This window comes from Clostridium nigeriense (assembly GCF_050585245.1).
Classification (GTDB): domain Bacteria; phylum Bacillota; class Clostridia; order Clostridiales; family Clostridiaceae; genus Clostridium; species Clostridium nigeriense_A.
Genome location: NZ_JBNOOF010000005.1, coordinates 123,970 through 143,262, shown reverse-complemented (window position 1 = coordinate 143,262; position 19,293 = coordinate 123,970). Strand labels below are relative to the sequence as shown.

Sequence of the window (19,293 nt, the reverse complement as noted above, 5' to 3'; positions counted from 1 at the left end):
CTATATCTTAAATAGTTGATATAGCTTCTTTATATTAATATTAAACTATATTAAGCAGTAATATTACAAAACTAAAATGTTTGTGTAATATAAATTAAAAATATTTTGTATTTATATTGTTATTGATATATACTTAAAAGTATTAGAAATTATTTTAGTGCACGTAAATCTTAGGGAGAATTTATATGTTGATGAATGTAGAGAATAGAACAAAAGTATGGGTTAAGATTATTCTAATGATTATTATCTTTATAGTGATACTTTTTCAGTTTAAGAAGATATTTTCAGATTTTGATATACATACATTTTACACATATGAAGACAGGCTTTCTTTTGTTAGGTTAAGTATTATTGCTATTTTAGGATTATTATCTTATTTACCATTGTCTTTATATGATTTTATAATAAAGGATACCTGTAATATTTCATTAGATAATAAAGAACTTTATAAGTCTTCTTTGATAGCAAGTTCTATTTCAAGTATAGTAGGTTTCGGAGGTACAGCAGCAATAGCACTTAAAAGCTATTTTTACTCTCCTTATATTAAAGATAAAACAGTTTTAGTTAAAGAAATTTCAAAAGTAGTTTTATTAAATTTTACAGGGTTTTCTGTTATTTGTTGCATTTATTATATATTAGATGTAAAGAACTTAAATAATATTGGCCTAGTAGGATTAGGAATACTATTATCGGCTTTATATGCACCAATTCTTATTATATATAATTTAAATAGATATAGAAATAAGAAAAAAAGAGATAATGCTATAAAGACCATTATGATAATGATACTTTCAATTTTTGAATGGATTGCTATGGCTTTATTATTGTTTTTTATTCTAAGGATATTAGGTGTTAATTTGTCATTGTACAAGATATTTCCAATATACGTAACATCATCGGCCATAGGTATTATTAGTATGATGCCAGGAGGAATTGGTGGATTTGATGTTTCTTTTATATTAGGAGTTGGATCATTAGGTATAAATAAAGAGGAGGCATTACTAGCTTTAGTTTTATATCGTATAAGCTATTATATAATTCCATTAATAGTTGGTATATTTTTATTTTTATATCAAACAAAAAAGAAATTAAATAAAAATTGTTTTGAAATTATGAAATTAGGAGCAAGAAAAATAAAATATAAAATCAAATAAAGAAATTAAGTAAAGTCATCAAAAATATTGAAAATAGGTGGATTAATTATAATTGTAAGGTGTAACATAGAAACAATTATAATTATCCACCTTAATTTTTTTATCCATAAGCTTTATCTTCATTCCTAAATCCTATAAATAGTATTATATTAAAATAATAAATTATTGCAAGATTAACATAAAACATCTAGGGGCAATAATTATAAATGAACATAAAATATAATAGAGTAGTATTGGAGTTGAAGGCATGAGTAGCTATATGGAAAATATAAATCATAGAGGTTTATTAGAAATTAAAGCATCTTGCAATGAATTTTACTTAGGAGAAGAGATACAATTAATTGCCTTAAGAGAGTCTATATACGGAATACAAGAAATTCAAAATGTTATGTGGGAAATAGATTATATAGGAAATGAAATAGTTTTAAAAAATAATATAGTTAGTATTAGTCTTTATTTAAAAGACACTAAATATTTAAAAGTTACTTGTAAAGATAAAGATACAGGAGATATGGCTTCTAGAAAATTTCATATTATCTTAAAAGAAAGGAAAGAAACCTTAGTTCATTTTATAAAAAATGATGGAGATTATTTTGGAAATGGATATAAATGGGATTTGTGGGCCTTCTCTAGTGATGGAATTTCCTATGAAGTAGAACTAAATGAAAAAAGTGATTTTGGTAAATGTGCTTTTGTTAAAGAAGAAAACATAATAGCAAGAAGAAAAGCTTGGGGGGAAAACTGGGGAAATGATTGGTCTGAACAAACAGTAACTTTTGAGATTCCAAAGAAAATAAGAAATTGCTATATAGTTTATGGAAAAAATAAATTAATTACTGATTTAGACGAGGTAATAGATTTTATTAAGCCTAGAATAGAGATAGCGATAATGGATGATAAAAATTATATAGTTGCTTTTTTATCAAGAGAGCCTTTAGATATAACTGAATTTTATATTTATATAAACGGAGTAAAAAAAGAAAATATTGAATATAAAATTGATAAGGTATTAAAAAAAGTAGAGTTTATCGACTTAAACTTAGAAGTTTCTCCATGTGACTTAATTGAAGTGCGTGCAAGTGATACATTTTTATCCTGTAAAGTTACAATGCGAAGATTTTTAGATAGGTATTATTATGATGGAAATGACATGGGAGTGACTTTTAGCAAAGAGTATATTAATTTAAGAATATGGGCACCTACAGCATTTCAAGTTGATCTATGTATATTTGATAATTGGTATGATATAAAAGAAAAACTATCTTATAGAATGATAGGCGATAATGAAAGTGGAACTTTTAACTTAAAAATTAATAGAAAAACAAATGAAAGTAAGTTTTATATGTATAAGATTTATTTAAGAGATATAGATAGTGACGGAATAGAATATATAAAAATAAATTATGTAGTTGATCCTTATGCTGTTTCAGTAGGTATTAACGGTGAAAAGGGATATTTAGTAGATATAAATAGTATTAAAGTTATGCCTTATGGTTGGCTTTTAGATAAGAGACCAGATCTACTAAAAAAAGAAGATAGCATAATTTATGAATTACACCTAAGAGATTTTACAATAAGTGAAGATAGCGGAATTGATAAAGAGGTAAGAGGAAAGTATTTGGGGTTATCTAAAGAAGGAGCCTTATATAAAGAGAAAGAAAGCGAGATTTGTGTAAAAACTGGGATAGATCATTTAAAAGAGCTTGGAATAACACATATTCATATTCTCCCTATTTTTGATTTTGGCTCTGTAGATGAAAGAAAATCAAATAAAAAAGGAAATAGAAATTGGGGATATGATCCTAAAAATTATAATGCTCCAGAAGGAAGTTACTCTAGTGATCCTTATTGTCCTGTTGCAAGAATTATAGAGCTAAGAAAGCTAGTAAGTACTCTTCATAAAAATAATATAAGAGTAATAATGGATGTTGTTTATAATCATATGTATGAAACTAGAAATTTAGATAATATAGTACCAGGATACTATTTTAGAAGTAATTTTAGAGGGAGACTTACAAATGGTTCTGGTTGTGGTAATGAAATTGCTACAGAAAGGCCTATGGTTAGAAAATTTATTTTAGATTCTATAAGGCACTGGATTAAGGATTATAATATTGATGGCTTTAGATTTGACCTTATGGAATTAATAGATATAGATACTATGAAAGAAATTGTAAAAACTACAGAGAAATTCAATGAAAATATTTTGGTTTATGGTGAGCCGTGGAGGGGCGGAGAATCTGCTTTAATAAATGGAACTTATAAGGGAAGTCAAAAAGGACAAGGTTTTTCAGTATTTAATGACACTTTTAGAGATTTTATAAGAGGAAATAATACTCCTTCATTTGGATTCGTAAACGGGAATCAGCATGATGGACCAACAGCTTGGAGTATGATAGAGGGACTAAAAGGTTCTATAAATACATTAACATTAAATCCAGGAGAAAGTATAAATTACGTTGATGCTCATGATAATTATACTATTTGGGATCAAATTGAAAAAAGCTTAAATCCTAATATAAAACCAGAGGAATATAGAAAAATAGAAGAAAAATATATATTCGAGAATCCTTTAGTTAGAAGGAATATATTAGCACTTTCAATAATTTTATTATCTCAAGGTATACCATTTATACAAGGTGGTGCAGAGATTTTAAGAACCAAAAATGGAGATCATAATAGTTATAAAAGTTCTGATAATATTAATGCAATTTTCTGGAGAGATAAGGCAAAATATTATGATGTATTTAAATATATAAAAGGATTAATAGAAATTAGAAAATCCTTTAATGCATTTAGATTTGATAAAAAAGAGGCTGTAAGCAATATTAATATTAGCTTTTTAAATGGCGATGAAAAAGTGGGCGTAATAAAGTGGCATTATAAAAATAATAATATTAATGAAGATATAAACGAAATAATTGTAGTTTTTAATGCTACTTCTATAGATAATTATAATATAAATCAATATATAGAACCTGCTAAAAGTGGGCAATGGTGTATTCTAGCAATAAATGATTTAATAAATATAAATGGAATAAAAAGCGCTAAATATAATGAAATTCCTCCTTTAAAGTCTTTTTCAATTTTAATTATGTATTCATAATAGATTACTTGTAATTATAAAGTAACAGTGAAAATTGAAAGAAAAGTTAAATTTAATTTATAAAAGTAAGGCAGAAAATTAAATTCCTGCCTTACTTTATATTTTTATTTAGTGTGCATATGAATTACTTTTTTCAACTATCCTTGCTACAGGTAATAATGCAAGAATTACTAAAACTACTAATAAGTTTCCTCCAACTATAGATCCATTAACAGCGAAGGAATAAAGTACTGGAGACCAACCTTCTGGAGCAAATTGTCCGAAGAATAATACACCAGATATAAAGTGAAATATAAATCTAATAAACATACCAAAGGTTGCACCTATTAATTTTTTATTCTTGAAGAAACCAGCTAGTCCAACAGCCATAAATGGAAGAGGATAGTCGAATAATACTTGTATTGGATGCAATATATAGGGACTTATAATTAAATATATTATTCCAAATAAGAAACCAGTAAGCATTCCTATCTCTGGTCCATACATGAATGCAATTATTAAAATAGGTACCATACTACCCAGGTTTATACTGCCAGCACCATTAGGTAAGTCTACTAATTTAATTAAGTGGAGTATTGTTGCTAAAGCTAAGGCTATTCCAATTCTGGCCATTATCATTGTATCTAATTTAATCTTCTTAAATTTGATAAGAGCTAAAATTAAAATAACAAGACCTATGAGTGTTGCTAGAGATAAAGGATTATTAAAAATTTCAGTAAATCCTTCTTTTAATGTATTAATAAAATTAGTCATAAAAAAACCTCCATCAATAATGCTAGGAGGTACATTAGCAACTAATAAAAAAATTATCACTAATATGTTCTTCGTGTCTTGCCTACGCTGGTATTATCCAGATCAGGTAAAGAGGGTTAATGATAAATCATTTCTCAGCCAAAAGGCACCCCTAGCACTTAATTATTATATTATATATAGATTATACAAAAAATTGGATATAAAAGTCAATAATAATTATTTGTGGATAAAAATACATTTTAAAATGTAATATCATATTGCATTTATTAGAACTTAAAATAGAACAAGCAGTATGATATCACATCTACTTTTAGCCATATCTGTATATACGCTTTTTTCTAGGATTTGCAAGATAATTATAGGCATCAGTCCAATAAGGTAATAGTTCAGGTTTATATTCTAATACGTCTTTTAAAAATTTATCGAAAACACGATATTTTACTAGTATTTTTACGATATCCTTTGGATAAGGAGTAACTTTAGTATAAGGTTTTCTTGGATCAATAACTTTAATTTTTCCTTTAGAATTCACAAAAATATGTGCATTTCTAATATTAAGCCTTTTAAATTTAAATCTTTTTAAATCTTCCAATAAATCTATTATTTCCTTAGATAAATTATATGGTAAGCCATGCTTAGAAATATATTGCATAAGATTCACTCCACCAACATATTCTCTTATCAATATGTTACTAACTCTAACTATAGATTTTGGAAAAAAAGGGCTATCTGCAGTTTGTTTAAGTATTTCATCCTCATTCTTAGCATTCTTTATATTTTTAAAGACTTTAAATGCATATCCTTCAGGAGTTAGATAAACTGAACCCTCTGCACCTGAACCTAATAACTTAAAATCTTTTGCTTCTAAGAGGTATCTCATAGTACCACACCTAATTATTACTTTTATTTATTATATGCCAATAAACTAATTATGTTATTAAAGTAAATATATTGAAATTGTGGATTTGAATTTTAAGCATATGTTATAATTTACTAAAATACTATAGGATAAAAGGGTGATAATATGGAGTGGAAAAGTATTTAGAAGATGATATTCCACATATAGAGATGTTAAGAGAATTTAAATAAAGAAGGTTGTCGCTAGGACAACCTCTCTTAAAAATTAATTTGTTTTTCTTTCATAATTATATTTATTCTTCTATAATAAGTTATCATAAGTGGCACACAAGCAGCTATCCAAGCAGCAGGGTCTGCAAGTGCAATTCCAGTAAAATCGATTAATAATGGTAGTGTAAAGGCTACTACTGTTCTTGCCACCATTTCAGCAAAGCCAGCCATCATAGGAACAAAGCTTTCACCAATTCCTTGTAGAGTATTTCTATAAATAAAGATCAGACCTAATGGTATGTAAAATAATGAAACAGTATTTAGATAATGCCTTGAATAGGATATAACCTCTAAATCATTACCACTTATAAACATTTTTGTAAAAGAAGCACCAAATAAAATTACAATTATAGATGAAGCTATACTTACTATAATACTTATAATAATGCATTTTTTTACGCCTTCTTTAATACGATCAATTCTTCCTGCACCTAAGTTTTGTCCAGAGTAAGTAGCCATTGCTACACCGAAGGTAACAGAAGGCTGCATAACTAATTGTTGTACTTTTGAAGCAGCTGTATAAGAAGCTATTATTTTAGAACCAAAATTATTAAGAGCACCTTGTAGGACCATTGCTCCTGCGGCAGTTATTGAAAATTGTAATGCCATTGGAATACCAATTCGAAGTTGATTTTGAACATATCTTTTTCTTATTTTCCAATGAGATTTCTTAAGCTTTAGTATTGGAAATTTCTTTACTATATATAAAGCACATAGTATTGCAGAGACAGATTGAGAAATGATTGTTGCATATGCAGCACCAGATACTCCCATATGGAAATTAACAATAAATACAATATCTAAAACTATATTTAATATTGAAGCTATTATTAAAAAATATAATGGAGTTTTACTATCTCCAAGAGATCTTAATATACTAGCAAGCATATTATAAAAAATAATTGCAATATTTCCGGCATAAATAATAATGATATATGATAATGAATCTTTCATAATATTATCAGGTGTGTTCATAAGCATTAATAAAGGTTTAGCAGAACTCATACTTATAACAGTTACTACTACGGTCATAATAATTGATAAGATTAGAGAACTAGCAAAGGATTTTTTTACACCTTCTTCATCATTTGCCCCAAATTTTTGTGAAACTAAAACAGCAAATCCACTAGTTAAACCAATTACAAATCCATTAACTAAAAAAGCCATAGCGCCAGTTGAACCAACAGCCGCCAATGCATCAACACCAAGATATCTTCCAACTATTATGGTATCAGCCATATTATAAAATTGTTGAAAGATATTTCCGATAAGTAAAGGGATTGAAAAGGTTATAATTAGTTTTACAGGATTACCCATTGTCATATCTTTAGTCAAGCTTTATTCCCCCTTTTTCTATTTTGTAAAAATATAATTTTTCAGCAATATAAATCATATCATTATAGTAAATTCTTATCAACTTTATTAGAAAATAATTTAAAAACTTTGTAATAAGTTAAATACTGATTTTTATATAGTTTTATATAAAGATAATAGATGTTTAGCTGAAATAAGTGAAACTGGCGATATTAATTAGATATATAAATTAGATAATGAATATAAATATTTTATTTTGGAGATGTCCATATTGTAATGAAGAGTTTTTAAATTAAATATATATGAAAAAATAGGCTATGTTAAAGAATAGTGTTGATATAGCAGCATTAGATTTGTATCTTTCAATTATTAAGAATGTGATTTTACCTCTTTTTAATTAATCCAATAATACATTGTAGGAAGAATTGCAATTATAAAAGCAGGTATAATATTATTCAAGGCAATATATACAGATGTATCTTTGTTTTACATTACATTGTCCATTTCTGTATATTTTATCCTGTTCATAGTGAGGACAAACTTTCCCATTTGAAAACCTGTTGTCTTTAACTTAATTTGTAACCTCCGTAGCGAATGAGACAACACGAATACTTCTTCAAGGTATTAGAGAATTTCTCCTTTTCCTGTTGCTCTTAAAGCCTCGGTAATCTTTTTTACTGACTCTACCGGCATAATAAACACTCCTTAATTATTCGTATAGTCTTATTTTATAAGCAACTTTATAGAGTGTAGTAAATTTTCCACAGCGTTCTTTAACAGAGGTAAAAAAATAAAGTAGACAATATGAGGTGTCCACTTTATTTTTTCATAAATATCAGTATTCATTTATACTATTGCAAACTGACTATTATATAGGTTTGCATAGAATCCGTTTTTGCTTAATAAATCTTTATGATTTCCTTGTTCTATGATTTTTCCATCTTTCATAACTAAAATTAAATCAGCTTCACGAATAGTTGAAAGTCTATGAGCAACGATAAATGAAGTTCTACCTTCCATTAATTTATTGAAAGCTCTTTGAATATAAATTTCTGTACGAGTATCTATACTACTAGTAGCTTCATCTAAAATTAACATAGGTGGTTTTGAAAGCATAATTCTAGCTATACATAGAAGTTGTTTTTGACCTTGAGATAAAGAACTATCTTCTGAAAGTATAGTGTCATATCCTTTTGGTAATCTCATAATAAACTTATGAGCATTGGCAGCTTTTGCAGCTTCAATAACTTCGTCTAAAGTAGCATCTTCTTTACCGTAAGCAATATTTTCTCTAACTGTTCCAGAGAAAAGCCATGTATCTTGAAGTACCATTCCATAAAGTCTTCTAGTGCTAGTTCTAGTTATATTGTCTATATTTATATTATCTATTTTAATTTCTCCTGTTTTTATATTGTAAAATCTCATAAGTAAATTAATTAAAGTAGTTTTACCACATCCTGTAGGACCGACTATTGCAATTCTATCTCCAGGTTTAACTTTTAAATTAAAGTTTTCAATTAAAGATTTATCGTCACTGTATGAAAAACTTAGATTATTTATAATTATTGATCCTTCACATGATTCTAAGTTAATAGCATTTTCATTATCCTGAACTTCAGGTTCTTCGTCTAATATTTTAAACACTCTACTAGCAGATGCAAAAGCAGCTTGTAATTCAGTTATAACTCCTGAAATTTCATTAAAAGGCTTAGTATATTGGTTGGCATAACTTAAAAATGCTGAAAGATTACCTACCGATAAATTACCGTTAATAGCGCTAACAGCACCTACAATTCCAACAGCTGCATAAACTATTCCATTTACAAATCTAGTTGCTGGATTTGTAAGAGCAGAGTAAAATTGAGCTTTTTGACCATATGTGTATAACATCTTATTAATTTCTTCAAAATTTTCTTGAGCCTTATCTTCATGAGAAAAAGCTTTTACTACCTTTTGGTTTCCTATCATCTCTTCAACATAGCCTGTTAATTCACTACGAACTTGTGATTGCTTTTTGAACATAGACTGACAATGCTTAGCTATTGTAGAAGCAGTAAACAAAGATATTGGAGTAATTATAACTACTAATAAAGTAATTTTTATATTTATTGATAGCATAAACAATAAGGTTCCAACTATGGTAATAACACCTGTGAAAAGTTGGGAAAATCCTTGAAGTAATCCATTAGAAACTATTTCTATATCATTAATAACACCATTAATAATAGATCCATGGGAATTTCCATCTATATATTTTAGTGGTAATTCATTTAATTTATTGAAAACATCTATTCTTAAATCTTTAATAGTTTTATAACTTACAATATTAGTACATCTAGTCATGATTAGTTGAAATAATGCAGAAAATAATAAATTAATTAATAGTAAAAGTAATATGTGTATAAGTTTAGAAAAATTAACATTTCCTTTTCCTATAATAAGATCCACACCATTACCAATTAATATAGGTGTTAATAGAGTTAAACTAATATTAATTACAGCGCTTATAAAAGCAATTATTATATATTTATTATAAGGCTTTGTATATTTTAAAATTCTTTTTATTATAGTAGTATTCAAAGGCTCACCTCCTAATTATTTAATTGTGAAGAATATATTTCATTATATACTGCACAATTTTCAAGAAGATAATCATGAGTTCCTATTCCAGCTATTTCACCATTATCCAAGACTACTATTTTATCAGCATTTTTAATACTACTAGCTCTTTGAGAAACTATAAGAACTGTCATATCTTTAGTTTTTTCTTTTAAAGACTTTCTTAAAGTAGCATCTGTTGCAAAATCTAAGGCACTTGAACTATCATCTAAAATTAAAATTTCTGGCTTTGAAATTAAAGCTCTTGCAATAGTAAGTCTTTGTTTTTGTCCTCCAGAAAAATTCTTACCACCTTGAAGTACTGGAGCGTTATATTTTTCTTGCAAGGATTCTACAAAGGAATAAGATTGAGATATCTCTAAAGCCTCTTTTGCTTCATCTAAGGTAGCATATTCCTTACCCCATTTTAAATTATCTAAAATACTGCCTTTAAATAAAACTGCCTTTTGTGGAACTATTCCAATTAATGATCTAAGTTCTTTTAATTTATAATTTTTAGTATCTATACCTTTAATAAGTACTTGTCCAGTAGTTGTGTCATAAAATCTAGGAATTAAGCTTATTAATGTAGTTTTACCAGAGCCAGTTCCTCCAATTATTCCTATAGTTTCATTTTTATTAATAGTTAAATTAATATCTTTTAAAGAATATTCATTAGAACCCTTATACGAAAAAGAAACATTTTTGAATTCAATTAAAGAATTATTATTTTCTTTTTCTATATTATCTTTAAATTCATTATCAGTAATTGATGATTTAATATTTAGTATTTCTAAAACCCTGTTTGCTGAAGTTGCACCTTTAGTAAGGGTTACAATTAATTGAGAAAATACTATTAGTGAAAGTAATATTTGAGTTATATAATTAGTAAAAGCAATTACTTCACCTTGAGTTAATGAACCTATATTAACTCTAATACCTCCATACCATAATATAGCTATAATAGCTATATTCATAATCATATATGTAATTGGATTAAGTAAAGCTGAAATTTTTCCTACATTAATAGAAGTATTAGCTAATTCAATAGTTGCTTCTTTAAATCTTTCCTTTTCACTATCTTCTTTAGAAAATGCTTTAATTACTCTTGAGCCCTCAAGATTTTCTCTAGTAATTAAAGATAAATTATCTAATTTTCCTTGGATTACTTTATATAAAGGAAGAGACTTACTCATAACAATATAAATAACTAAAGCTATTAATGGAGCAGTTATTAAGAATATTATTGAAAGTTTTAAGTCAATAGATATAGCCATAATTATGGAACCTATAAGTATAAATGGACTTCTAGTGCCTAGCCTTATTAGCATAGCAATACCTGTTTGAATTTGATCTATATCATTAATTAATCTGGTAATTAGTGTAGAGGTTCCTATTTCATCAATTTCCGTATAAGAAAGAGTATTTATATGTTTATACAATTGACTTCTTATTGAGGTTCCTACGCCTTGAGAGGCAATAGAAGCATAGTATTGGCATGTAATAGCAAAGGCTAGGCCAACAGCACCTAAAAGAATTAATATGCCACCCATTTTATAAACATAATTAACGTCTTTGTTAGCAACACCAATATCAATAATTTTAGCCATAACTATTGGAATAAGTAATTCTAAAATAGCTTCAATTAATTTAAATATTGGACCAAGTAATGCTTCTTTTTTATAGTCTTTCATAAAGTAAATAAGCTTTAACAATAAAATCAGTCCTTTTTATAAAATTTTATAATAATATTCATTATATCACTAAAAATAAAGAATATCTTAAATATTTATTAAAATTTTGACTTATAAATCTATACTGTGATAATATTTTATAGATTATATTATTTATAATAGAGGTGCAGTAATGGATTTTATGAAAAACTTTCTAAAAGGTGTAGCAATTAGTATATCACAAATTGTTCCAGGAGTAAGTGGCGGAACTATTGCAATGATACTTGGAATATACGATAAATTGCTTCATGCAGTTAATAATATTTTAAAGGATTTTAAAAACCAGTACAAAATATTGTTACAAGTTGGAATTGGTGCTGTGGTTGGAATATTTTTATTTAGTAATATAGTAAAAGCTTTATTTGATAATTATCCAATTCCTGTAGGATATTTATTTATTGGAGTAATTTTAGGTGGAGCACCACTTATGTTTAGAAAAGCTACAGTTAAAGGATTTAATAAAAAAAGTATCGTATATTTAATCTTAGGAATCATAATAGTTTTAATGATGGGAACGCCTAATAACGATGCTTCAGCAATAATTACATCGTTAAGCCTTGTAAATTTCATTTGGCTTTTCATTGGAGGGGTAGTAGTCGCAGTTGCACTTATTTTACCAGGAATAAGTGGATCATTTATGCTATACGTATTGGGACTTTATAATACTGTTATAACAGCCGTTGTACAGTTTAATATTCCAGTATTAATTCCAATTGCATTAGGTGGAATAATTGGAACGTTATTAACAGCTAGAATAATTGAGATGTTACTAATTAAGTTCCCAGAACAAACTTATATTTTAATTTTTGGATTTATATTGGGATCAGTATTCTCAGTTTTTCCAGGAGTAGATGGGTTAAATAGCCTTGTAGGAATAATACTTGGAATTTTAGGCTTTATATTTACATACTATATAAGTAGAAATGAGTAAGTAAGAAATATTGGCATGCAGAATATAAAAAAATATATGATATTATGTGTGTTTGAATAAGTATATTTGAAATTTAAATATAAGAATTAAAATATCCTAGTAAAGATACTAATTTGCTTTACTAGGATATTTTAATGTTAAATATAATTAATTTTTGATTTTTATTAATTATTTGTTAGAGTATAGATAATGCTATTTTAAGATATAAAGCAATGAAATTTTTACTTAAGAATTTTGATATAATTGATAAGAATTTTATATATAAAATAAAGAAATGATAGTTTATAATCAGTATTGTAAACGATAACTGGGAATATTATGAAGAAAATGTTGTGGTTGAAGCTAATATTACTTATCATACTTGAACTTATAAAAGAACTTAAAGTAATAAATAAATTAAATGACATAATTTAATTATTGAATAGATGAGGTTGTTGTTTTTAGAAAAAATAAGGGGGGGTCAAATTAAAGCTTATATATGTGTTTAATAAGTATTTAGTTAAGGAGGGTAAATAATATGAGAATAAACAAGAGGGTAATTGTAATCAGTTTATGTGTAATGTTATTTATAAATTTATTTATTTATACTGATGCAGTTGTTTATGCAAAAGATGAATCTATAGAAAATGAAACTATAATTAATGTAGTGGATTATGGTGCTGATCCAAGTGGAGCAAAAGATAGTGCTGTAGCTATACAGAAAGCTATTGAAGCTGCTAAGGAAGTTGATGGGAAAGTTATAATTAATTTTCCTAAAGGAGAATATCAAATATATCCAGATAAGGCCGCAGAAAGAGAATTATATATTTCAAATACTGTAGGGGTTGATCAAAATTATAAGATGAAGAAAATTGGGATTCTTCTAGAGGATATGAAAGATGTTATTGTTGAAGGAAATGACTCTCTATTCAATTTTCATGGAAAGATGACAACGTTCGCTGCAATTAACTGTGAAAATATAATTTTTCAAAATTATAAAGTGGATTTTCAGGTTCCTACTGTAATTGATATATCTGTTGAAGCTATAACAGAAAATAGTGCTACGTTTTATATACCAGAATGTTATAATTATGAAATTAATGGAACCTCCTTACTATGGAAAAGTGATAAAAGTCCGTATACAGGAGAAGAGTATTGGACATCTAAAAATAGCATGAATTATACTCAAATATATGATTTAAAAACAGGACTTACCAAAAGAGATTCGAATCAAATATTTAGTGGGATATCTAGTATCGAAGATTTAGGTAATAATAGAGTGAAATTTAATTATACAGCAAGACCTGAAAGTATTCAGATAGGATTATGCTATCAAATGAGACCTACTGTAAGAGATCATGCAGGTGCATTTATATGGCAAAGTAAAGATGTAGAATTAAAAAATTTAGATATCTATTTCTTACATGGATTCGGCATTGTAGGACAATTAAGCGAGAATATTACTATAAATGATGTAGACTTTGAGACTCCTAAAGGAAGTGGAAGGACAACTGCAGGGTATGCAGATTTTATTCAAATGTCTGGATGTAAAGGACTAGTTCAAATTCTAAATTCAACATTTTCAAATCCTCACGATGATCCAATTAATGTTCATGGTACATTTTTGCAAGTAGTAGAAAGAATTTCTAATAATAAATTTAAAGTTAGATATATGCATAATGAAACAGCAGGATTCCCTAATTTTTATGAAGGTGATGAAGTTGAATTTATGACTAAAGGTAATATGATTCCAGTAGAGAGTTCAGTTGCTAAAGTAGTTGAGGTTCAAGGACCTACAGGAAATAGTAGTAATTCAAGTTTAACTGATATTATAATTACCTTAGATAAAGATATGCCAGGAGAGATTGTAGCAGGTCAGTATGTTGTAGAAAATATTACATATACGCCTAGTGTTATAATTAGTGATAATATATTTAAGGAAACACCAACACGTGGAATTTTAGTAACAACTAGAAAGCCTATAGTTATTGAAAATAATATTTTTGATGGTATGGGTATGGCAGCTATATATATTTCAAATGATGCGCAAGGTTGGTATGAGTCAGGACCAGTAAGAGATGTTACAATTCATAATAATATATTTAAACGCTCTGGAAATGGGACGGTAACACAACCAGTAATATATATCTATCCAACTAACCCAAATGTATCAACTGATAAAACAGTTCATGAAAATATTAATATATCTAATAATAAATTTTATATGGTAGATACAAGTGTATTAGGTGCAAAAAGTGTGAATAATTTGACTTTTGAAAATAATGAGATTTATAGATTAGATCCTAATATAGAAGTTAGTTTAAAAAGTGAAGATACTGATTTAAAAGTAGGTGAAAGCGTAACGATAAACGAAACTTCTAGTGGGGCATCTTTAAATAGTAATTTATATTCATTTAATGGCTGTAAGAATGTATTATTAAAAAATAATTCTTATGATGGTGGTTTAAAATTAAATGCCTCATTATCCAATATGAATAGTAATGATGTAGAAATAGAAGAAAAAGAGAATATAGTTTTAAATGGCAGTACAAATCTATTAAATCCTGTTGGTAAGATTTATTATGAAAGTACTGATGAAAATATTATTACAGTTTCTAATAGTGGTAAAGTAATAGCAGTGGGACAAGGAAATGCAGATGTGATAGCTTATAGAATCGTAGGGGGACGTAAATTTGAATCTAATGTTATTTCTTTTAAAGTAAGTGATGGTAGCGGAGTAAATTATCCTAATTATATTAGTATAAATAGTGATATAGAAAATGCTAATATAGGTGATAAAATAAATTATATAGCAAATGTAGCTCCGGAAAATGCATCAAAAGAAATTACATGGTCTGTTGTTGATTCTAAAACTGGACAAGCTACTGATGCAGCTACTATTACTAAAACAGGAGAATTAACAACAAATAAAAATGGAGTAGTAGAAGTTATTGCAACTACAGTTAATGGTTTAGAATCAAGAAAATTATTAGTCATTCAAGATAATAAATTAACTTTAGCTTCAGATTTTACTGTAATTAATCCTAATAATGAAAAGTGGAGTATTTTAGGAGAAGATAAGATTCAGCTTTTAGCCCAAAGTGGTTCTTTATGGTCTACAGGTACAACAAATAATATTATTGCTACAGAAGTAGATAAGGATTTAACTAATGTTTCAGTTACATTAAAAGTAAAAGGTAAAACAAAAAGTGGCTGGGATGAATCAGGATTAATTTTTTATAATGACAATGATAATTATGTGTCTGTTGAAAGAAAGCATGCTAATGGATCGCCAAAAATTCATGTAGTTAATGAAGAAAAAGGAAATCCAAATGAAGATAATCCAAAATCTAATATTGATGCTGAAGAAATATACTATAAATTAGAGAAGAAAGGTAATGAATTTATAGGATACTATAGTGAAGATTATGTTAATTGGATAGAAATTAGAAGGGTTACAAATAGTGGACTAGGAAATGATTTTAAAATAGGAATCATTGCAGCAAGTGGAAATGGTACAAATACTCCTTTTGAATTTAGTGAATTAAAGATTGATGGAGAAAATAAACCTTTTACTGAAATAGGAGTTGCACCAAGTGTGGAGAATATTAAACTGAACTATAATGAAGAAAGAAATGTAGTTTCAGCTCAATATGATTTTATATCATCATCTGAAGAAAGAGATAGCATTGTAAGATGGGCTATTTCAAAAGTACCAGATGGAGTTTATGAGTTAGTAGGAGATTTACATGGAAACAATATAAGCATTCCTAGCCAATATAATAATATGTATATTAAGGCAGTAGTAATTCCAAAATCAAATTCAGGAATATATGGTAAAGCAGTAGAATCATCAAATTATATTAAAGTTCTTAATGAAAATGAAGATACTGAAGTAAGTGAATTAAGTAGTGCTAATTCTTATCTAAAAAGTGCAGATATAATTGGAGTTGGGAATTTTAATAAATTTGATAAAAATGATAAATATTACTTTACAACAGCAACTATTGAACAAGACAATGTAAATTTAAGCTTTTCTACAGAAGATAGTAATGCCAATATTAAAGTAATAGTAAATGGTGAAGAAATAGATAATAAAAAATCAGATTTTAGTAAAGAAAATATTTCATTAAAATCAGGATTAAATGTAATTGAAGCAAATGTGCAAGCAGTTGATGGTATTTCATTTAGAGAATATCGTTTCATAATTATTCGTACAGGTGATAGTACTAATGTAATAAATAATATCAAAATAGATGGAGAAGAGTTAAAAGAATTTAAACCAGATAAATCGAATTATACTTATATAGCGGAAAAAGGAACAAAATCTGTTTTAGTAGAAGCAATTGGCATACCTTCAAGGGCTAAAGTTATGTTTAATTCAAATGGAAATTGGATAGATTCTAATAAATCTCAAATTGATGTTAAGGAAGGAAGCAATAAAATAGCTATTATTGTTGATCCTGAGACATCAAGCCCCAAAAAAATTTATGTAATTGATATAAAGATTCCAAAAGCTGATAATGCAAATTTAGAATCTTTAGATTTTGGAGCAGGCGTTAATTTAGAAGAAGGCTTTGATCCTAATATTACTGAATATAAAGGTAATGTATCAAATAAGAATATAACTATAAATTTAAAAGCACAAGAAAAAAATTCACAAATAAGTCTTAAAGCTAATGGAAAAATATATTTAGGAGAAGGAACATTAACGCAAGATATTGACATGTTTATTGGAGAAAACAATATTGAAATTGAAGTTTTGTCTCCAGATAAAAAAGTTAAAAAAGTTTATTTAGTTACATTAGCTGGGATAGAAAGTGTTGCACTGTCTAGTATGAATTGGGAAGATAATTCATTTTCTGGATGGGGTACAATACAAAAGGATAAGGATGTTGGAGGTAATGTTGGAATCACTTTAATAGGTGAAGATGATAAAATAATTCCATTTGAAATTGGAATTGGAACTCACGCTACATCAAAAATTTATTATAACATTGAAAATCTTGATTTTGATAAGTTAGAAATGTATTTAGGAATTGATGGTAGTCAAAAAGGAACAGAGGCTCGTGCAACAATTAAAATTTTTATAGATGGAAAAGAGAAATTTAATTCAGGAGAGATGACTTCAACAGATAAAATGAAATTTGTTTCTTTAGATGTAAAAAATGCAAAGGAAATTATGTTGTATGCTGATAAAGGTGAAGTAGATTATAATGATCATATAAGCTTTGGAAATGCAAAATTTACAACTAAACTTTCTAATAGAAGTGAATATAAAGTGCAAGTAGAGTCAAATAATAGTAATGCTGGAATAGTGACAGGTGGAGGAAATATACTTCAAGGAAAAGAAGCATTAGTTACTGCAACTGCAAATGAGGGGTATGAATTTGTAAACTGGACAATAGAAGGGGAAGAAGTGAGTAGAGAATCTTCTTATAAATTTACAGTAAGCGAAGATGTCACATTAGTTGCAAACTTCAAAGAAAAAGAAGTGCCAGTTGTAGAGTATAAAGTGCAAGTAGAGTCAAATAATGGTAATGCTGGAATAGTGACAGGTGGAGGAAATATACTTCAAGGAAAAGAAGCATTAGTTACTGCAACTGCAAATGAGGGATATGAATTTGTAAACTGGACGATAGAAGGGGAAGAAGTGAGTAGAGAATCTTCTTATAAATTTACAGTAAGCGAAGATGTCACATTAGTTGCAAACTTCAAAGAAAAAGAAGTGCCAGTTGTAGAGTATAAAGTGCAAGTAGAGTCAAATAATAGTAATGCTGGAGTAGTAACAGGTGGAGGAAATATACTTCAAGGAAAAGAAACATTAGTTACTGCAACTGCAAATGAGGGATATGAATTTGTAAACTGGACGATAGAAGGGGAAGAAGTGAGTAGAGAATCTTCCTATAAATTTACAGTAAGTGAAGATGTCACATTAGTTGCAAACTTCAAAGAAAAAGAAGTGCCAGTTGTAGAGTGTAAAGTGCAAGTAGAGTCAAATAATAGTAATGCTGGAGTAGTAACAGGTGGAGGAAATATACTTCAAGGAAAAGAAACATTAGTTACTGCAACTGCAAATGAGGGATATGAATTTGTAAACTGGACGATAGAAGGTGAAGAGGTGAGTAGAGAATCTTCTTATAAATTTACAGTAACCGAAGATGTCACATTAGTTGCAAACTTCAAAGAAAAAGAAGGGCTGGTAATTCCTTCGAATCCAAATGGAGAAGAAACTGGAGAAGTAGAAGATAGCCTGCCTAAAACTGGAGATGCACTAAATATGATGAGTTTTGCATTTATAATATTATTACTTGGATTTGTTTGCTTTTGGGATTTAAGAAAAAAAGTATATAAATAATATTATATTTCAATAGATAAAATATATAGGATTAGTTAAGTAAAATAGTAAAAGTTAAATCATATGTATAATTAAAAAGATTTAAGTACGTTAAATATTTTTAACATGTCTTTAATATAAATATAATTAAAATATGATAATATTAATATTAATAAATTCTTTTAAAAGTCATTAGAAATTTTAATAACTAATAAAAGAAAATATGCTTTAGTTAACATACTTATCCTTTTAATATGTAA

9 protein-coding genes and 1 riboswitch are annotated in these 19,293 nt (G+C 27.4%); of the genes, 4 read left to right on the top strand and 5 right to left on the bottom strand.

Features of this window, described 5'->3' with window-relative positions; translation table 11 throughout:
- Positions 1 to 185: 185 nt before the first annotated feature.
- Together ACQPUY_RS09845 and pulA are read left to right on the top strand one after the other, a co-directional pair.
- A complete protein-coding gene (locus ACQPUY_RS09845) occupies positions 186 to 1,154 on the top strand; it encodes a flippase-like domain-containing protein (protein ID WP_430841032.1) in 969 nt (322 codons plus the stop codon).
- Between the two features lie 247 nt (positions 1,155 to 1,401).
- Positions 1,402 to 4,260 carry a type I pullulanase gene (pulA, locus tag ACQPUY_RS09840; RefSeq protein ID WP_430841031.1) on the top strand — a complete coding sequence of 953 codons (2,859 nt, stop codon included), beginning with the start codon at positions 1,402 to 1,404 and terminating at the stop codon, positions 4,258 to 4,260.
- A gap of 108 nt (positions 4,261 to 4,368) precedes the next feature.
- Here pulA and thiT read toward each other — a convergent pair whose 3' ends face one another.
- The 5 genes from thiT to ACQPUY_RS09815 all read right to left on the bottom strand — a co-directional run bounded on the left by thiT (position 4,369) and on the right by ACQPUY_RS09815 (position 11,768).
- Positions 4,369 to 5,013 carry an energy-coupled thiamine transporter ThiT gene (gene thiT, locus ACQPUY_RS09835; protein WP_430841029.1) on the bottom strand — a complete coding sequence of 215 codons (645 nt, stop codon included), beginning with the start codon at positions 5,011 to 5,013 and terminating at the stop codon, positions 4,369 to 4,371.
- A gap of 61 nt (positions 5,014 to 5,074) precedes the next feature.
- Positions 5,075 to 5,176, bottom strand: a riboswitch (TPP riboswitch).
- Between the two features lie 147 nt (positions 5,177 to 5,323).
- Positions 5,324 to 5,893 (bottom strand): serine/threonine protein kinase, encoded by a 570-nt coding sequence (locus ACQPUY_RS09830; protein WP_430841027.1) that lies wholly within the window; start codon positions 5,891 to 5,893, stop codon positions 5,324 to 5,326.
- A 236-nt stretch (positions 5,894 to 6,129) separates the two neighbouring features.
- Complete coding sequence (locus ACQPUY_RS09825; protein WP_430841025.1) at positions 6,130 to 7,476, bottom strand: MATE family efflux transporter; 1,347 nt, start codon at positions 7,474 to 7,476, stop codon at positions 6,130 to 6,132.
- 825 nt (positions 7,477 to 8,301) lie between these two features.
- Positions 8,302 to 10,035, bottom strand: a complete 1,734-nt coding sequence (locus ACQPUY_RS09820; RefSeq protein WP_430841023.1) for an ABC transporter ATP-binding protein — start codon at positions 10,033 to 10,035, stop codon at positions 8,302 to 8,304.
- A gap of 11 nt (positions 10,036 to 10,046) precedes the next feature.
- On the bottom strand, positions 10,047 to 11,768 hold the full coding sequence (locus ACQPUY_RS09815) for an ABC transporter ATP-binding protein (RefSeq protein WP_430841021.1): 1,722 nt from the start codon (positions 11,766 to 11,768) through the stop codon (positions 10,047 to 10,049).
- Positions 11,769 to 11,919: 151 nt separating this feature from the next.
- Here ACQPUY_RS09815 and ACQPUY_RS09810 point away from each other — a divergent pair, with 151 nt between their 5' ends.
- Positions 11,920 to 12,717 carry a DUF368 domain-containing protein gene (locus ACQPUY_RS09810; protein WP_430841019.1) on the top strand — a complete coding sequence of 266 codons (798 nt, stop codon included), beginning with the start codon at positions 11,920 to 11,922 and terminating at the stop codon, positions 12,715 to 12,717.
- 517 nt (positions 12,718 to 13,234) lie between these two features.
- Entirely contained in the window at positions 13,235 to 19,054 is a 5,820-nt protein-coding gene (locus ACQPUY_RS09805; protein WP_430841017.1) for an InlB B-repeat-containing protein, read from the top strand.
- The last annotated feature ends 239 nt before the right edge of the window (positions 19,055 to 19,293 follow it).